At 52.0% G+C, this 4,965-nt stretch carries 4 protein-coding genes; 2 read left to right on the top strand and 2 right to left on the bottom strand.

The features are described from left to right. Positions 1 to 752: gamma-glutamyl-gamma-aminobutyrate hydrolase family protein (locus tag V6D20_06780; GenBank protein HEY9815489.1), on the top strand; the 752-nt coding region annotated here is incomplete at its 5' end. Here the strand turns inward: V6D20_06780 and V6D20_06775 are convergent. Further along, positions 706 to 1,287 (bottom strand): molybdenum cofactor guanylyltransferase, encoded by a 582-nt coding sequence (locus tag V6D20_06775; GenBank protein ID HEY9815488.1) that lies wholly within the window; start codon positions 1,285 to 1,287, stop codon positions 706 to 708. The two genes, V6D20_06780 and V6D20_06775, sit on opposite strands and share 47 nt — an antisense overlap. After that, positions 1,288 to 2,562 carry a glycosyltransferase gene (locus tag V6D20_06770; GenBank protein HEY9815487.1) on the bottom strand — a complete coding sequence of 425 codons (1,275 nt, stop codon included), beginning with the start codon at positions 2,560 to 2,562 and terminating at the stop codon, positions 1,288 to 1,290. It abuts the gene before it with no gap. 1,657 nt (positions 2,563 to 4,219) lie between these two features. Here V6D20_06770 and V6D20_06765 point away from each other — a divergent pair. Beyond that, positions 4,220 to 4,965, top strand: a 746-nt coding sequence (locus V6D20_06765) for a sigma-70 family RNA polymerase sigma factor (protein HEY9815486.1), incomplete at its 3' end; no start/stop codon positions are given.

Here is a 4,965-nt window from a genome sequence, read left to right as displayed (position 1 = left end):
TATTTGCTAACTACCTGGATGCCCTTCGCCGGGCAGGAGCTGTGCCCATTTTGCTACCACCAGGAGAACAACAGTGCGATCGCCTCTTGTCGTTGATTGATGGGCTGGTGCTCACGGGGGGCGGCGATATTGACCCCCAACGCTATGGCGGTTCAGACCATCCCACCATCTACCGGGTGGATCCAGAGCGCGATCGCTTTGAGATGCACTTAGCCCAGCTTGCCCTGCAGCAACCGAAGCCCATTCTCGGCATTTGCCGAGGGTTACAGCTTCTCAGTTTAGTTAGCGGTGCGCAGACCCTTGTGCCTCATGTTCCTGATGTGTTTGGCACTCAAACGCTGCATCGTACGGAACAAGCCCGCCCTGTTGAGCATCCGGTGTATCTCGATCCTCGCAGTCGGCTAGCGGCGCTGATGGGTGCAGAGACTATTTCTGTTGTGTCGTGGCATCATCAAGCCGTTGATGCACCGGTACCCGGATGGACGGTCACGGGCAGGGCCGTGGACGGCCTCACCGAAGCTATGGAACATGACACCCATCCTTGGGCGATCGCTGTTCAATGGCACCCAGAAATGTCGCACCCTGATGATCCGCACCAGTCAGCTCTGTTGACAGCCTTTGTGCGAGCGGCCCAGGCATCCCAAGTTGTTGATTCGGGTGCTATCCCGGTTATGGGTGCTGCTCCGGTGACAGGGGGCGCACCGCTTATCCTTGGGGACGGTTCGCCAGATCCTCCGGGCTATTGCAGTTAAACAAAATGGTGCGATCGCTGAGGCGTAACTCTTGCACGATCACCGTGGTCAACCATCCTTGAAACGAACGGCCACCTTGGGCAATATAGGCCTCCAAGGCGGGTTGACCGGCCCGATGATAAAAACCACAGAGCGGCTCCCAGCGATCGCCACTCCGGGGTAGCCAAGCGACTCCCTGGTTGGGCTGTCGATCGGGAAGCTGGGCAACGGGGGGACGGAGAACCGCCGCGGTCAGACAAGGTAGATCGCAGGCTAGCAGCAACACCCAGTCATGCTCTTCGGGGAGCGATCGCCAAGCTTGCCCAAGAGCTACTAGCGGCCCCTGAGCGCCTGCCTCGGGAATGAACCGACAGTCAGGGGGCACCTGATCTCGGTAGCGATCGCTCCAAGGCGTGACCACATAGATCGGTAGCCCCAAATCCTGGACAACGGCACAGGTGCGCGTCAATAATGACTGACCTTCCACCGATATCAGCGCCTTATCCCGACCCATGCGGGTACTCTGCCCCCCCGCCAAGATGACCGCCGCCGTCACCTAGGCTCCAACCTGATTAAGGTGGCGGGCATCTGCCCCCAACAGCAGTTTGCGATAGAGCCGGTCAAGCTGGATGGCGACTCCATCCCAGCTAAAGTAATCCACCACGCGATTGCGGGCCGCCCGTCCCAGCTGATCCCGCCAGTCCGGCTGGCTGAGAATTCGATCAATGGCTTGGGCAAAGGCCTCCGCATCCCGCACTGGAGCCAAGAGCCCTGTTTCACCAGGCACCACCGTATACTGCAAGCCTCCCACATCGCTAACGACCACTGGGGTATTGCTAGCCATAGCCTCAATAGCAACGAGGCCAAAGGGTTCGTAGTGGCTCGGCACCACACAAACATCCGCCGCCGCATAGTATAACGTCAGATCTTCATCCGAAATGCGTCCAGGAAACCAGGTCTGCCCCTGCAATCCAAGGTCTGCTACCAGCCCCTCAATGCGATCGCGCTCCCGTCCATCACTATGCCCTGGACGGCTGCCGCCACCGATGATCAGCTGCAGGCGTTCATCCTGGCGAAGGTGTGACTGGCCCACCGCCCGCACGACGGTTTCAATCCCCTTACGTGGGTCAAAACGCCCTACATAAAGCACGACCTTGGCATCGGCAGCGATCCCCAAGCTCTGCCGTGCCGTTGCCATACTCACATGGCCAAAACGCTCAATGTCAGTGCCGCAGGGAATCACATCAATTCGCCCGTAGGACGATACCAGCGATCGTAAATGATCCCGCTCTTGGGGACTGGTAGCCACAACCCGCTCCGCTGTCTCCAGACAGCGCTGTTCCACCTCCAGGCGAGTCGTGGCGATCGCTGGCACCGCATCCATGGATTGATATTTCACAGCCCCTACAGAATGATAGGTATGCACCTGCTGCACTGCTTGATGCTGTTTGAGCTGCATTCCCACCCAAGAGGAAAGCCAATAGTTGGTGTGAATCAACGGAAAAACTTGACCGGTTGATCGCTGGTATTGCAAGAACTCTTGCACAAACGCTGGCAAGTAGCCGAAGATGTCATCTCGGGGCACAAAGTCTTCTGGCCCCGCCGTTAGGCGAACCGTGCGACAGTTGGGTAGATGTTCAACCACCTGAGGCTGATCGGTATGGGTCTGTCGAGTAAACATCGACACGTCCCACTCCAAACGCGCCAAGGCCTCACCAACCTGGCGAACATAAACATTTTGTCCACCTGCCTCCTCTCGACCAATATCCACGGACGGATCGCCGTGAACTGAAATTAGTGCAATCGATGGATGATGAAGCGAAGAAACCATAGTCTTAACGCTTTCCAAGAATTCAAAAAGTGATCTAGAAAAAATAAGTAGCTAGCGGGTGTCAACTAAACCCCATGACAGACAAGAAGATTGGCGATTATAACTCCCTATCACTACAAAAACCATCGGGGGATATCCGTAAGATCCTTGTAGGACTGGATAGATAGGACTGGATAGGCTCCTCCATCCATGAATACTTGGCGGGCGAAATATTTTTTAATATTTCGTTATACATTTTAATCGCCAAACCTACGAGTCGTCATTGCAAATCATTAAGAACTAGTCTCAGCATTCAACTATGTTCATGGGTAACATTTCAGGGACTAAAAAAATTTATAGGTTAATGAGCGGACAATGTCCAGCGATCGCAACTGAGCTTGACATTGGAGCCTTTAGAAACCAAGTTTTTTGAGTTAAGTGTCCTGCCAAAAATGAGCATAAATCTTAACGTTAAAGCTCTTCAAAGACTGGTACATCTACCCAGAAAATGTTTGATGATAGTGATCCTATGCCGTTACGTAGATCGGTGATCTATCCCTTGAAGTGGTGTTCGAGCGGCTTGAGCAAACCCATTCTTTGTTCTCATCAAAATAAACGATGATCAGCCATCTTCCTAGGAGAAATCTGTTTTTCATCAAGATGTTTCCATGGCGGCACATAACCTCGTGGGTATGACTTACGAGCTGTGTGATATCCGCGTTGCCCTACACCAACAAACCACAACATCGCTATGCATCGCCGTGCTGAGATGGCTTCCATAAAGTCCTGTGAATCATTGGTGAGATGGCTTTCGACATCTCCTTACATTATACTCTGAACATCTATCAAGACCCTTCGTCATACTTCAATCATTCCCGACCTCGGGCGGATGAAAAAAACGCGGAGGTTTTCAAACCCTTGAATGAGAACCATGGGTTTCAGCCCTTAGGCTGCCCCCTGATGTCATCTATCCATGAGATGCATGATGACTGGTGATACTTTATAGGACTCTTTCTCTCTCGTTTTTAACGCCATTCAGAAAAGAGGACTTGCTCTCACTCCAAGTTGACATTTCAAATTGATATAGTAGATTCAACGTAAGTGGTCTATTGATTCTAAGTAGACTAGCTTTTTCCCATCAAGTTGAACAGCTTTATCGTGCAACTTAGACCAAGGATGAACCTATCAATCAGCGGAGCAGCCTGACTAAATTTCAATCTTAAGATCACCTTTAGATTGATTCACCCTAGTTCTTGATTTTAAGATGCTTCAAAAGAGCATGATTCAACATTTAACGGTGCTTTACTAGCCTATGATCAGTCATCCTTTTATGCATGACGACACGGGCTTACTCGCCGTTCAACGTTGTTCTTGTGGATGGTATGAACGCTCTATCTGGCGTCGGGGCTGCTGATCAACGTTGTTAACCTATCAAGGGGAGGATTTTGAACTGTTGGCTCCACCTCAATCAACTCCACACTATTGACTCCCTGTGAACCTGCGAACCGTATCGTACTGTGCTGCAACCCTTGATGGAATTCGATACATGTAGGCAACGGTGCGTTCCATCGTCTCAGCGTTTTCTTGTTAACCATGTCACGTTCGAGAGTCTACATCTCTCTATTCGTTTCATCTATTCATCCCGGTTTCTCCATCGTTTACTTCTTACTCATATCCCATGAAGGCAACGTCTAACTATCACGACGGTATCTGGCTGACGGAAGGTGCGGAGGCAGATACCAACCCATCTTTATCCCCGCCCTCCGATTCATCTCCAGTAGATGAGTCGCCACAGCACTGGCTTGGCCAAGTCGCATCGGATGAAAACGATGATGCTAATGGGGATCAGGAACCTGCCATGGATGACACTGAGGTCATCTTAGATAAGCCAGAGGGAACGCGATCGCTCCTGAACTATAGTAAAACTGCCAGTGACGATGCGGTCGGGGCTTTCTTTAAAGAAATGGCGCGTTATCCCTTGCTCAAGCCCGAGGAAGAAGTGACCTTGGCTCAACGGGTGCGGTTTTTGGTGGATATGGACGAGTGGCGCGATCGCTTGACCGACGAGCAAGGCACCCCACCTACCCAGGCTCAACTGGCCGCCGCCGTTCAGCTCACAGAAGCCCAGCTAGAGCATCAGCTTGCCCTTGGGCGATCGGCAAAACGGCAGATGGTGCGCTCCAATCTACGGTTGGTGGTTTCCATCGCCAAACGCTACCTCAACCGAGGTGTTCCCTTCTTAGATCTGATTCAAGAAGGCGCACTGGGGCTGAATCGGGCTACTGAGAAATTTGATCCCGATAAAGGCTATAAGTTTTCAACCTATGCCTATTGGTGGATTCGCCAAGGCATTACCCGCACCATCGCCAATGATTCGCGAACGGTGCGTCTCCCGATCCACATTGTCGAAAAGCTGAATAAGTT

The sequence above is a fragment of the Candidatus Obscuribacterales bacterium genome (assembly GCA_036703605.1).
In the GTDB taxonomy this organism is placed as follows: Bacteria; Cyanobacteriota; Cyanobacteriia; order RECH01; family RECH01; genus RECH01.
This window is presented reverse-complemented; position numbering and strand designations above follow the sequence as displayed.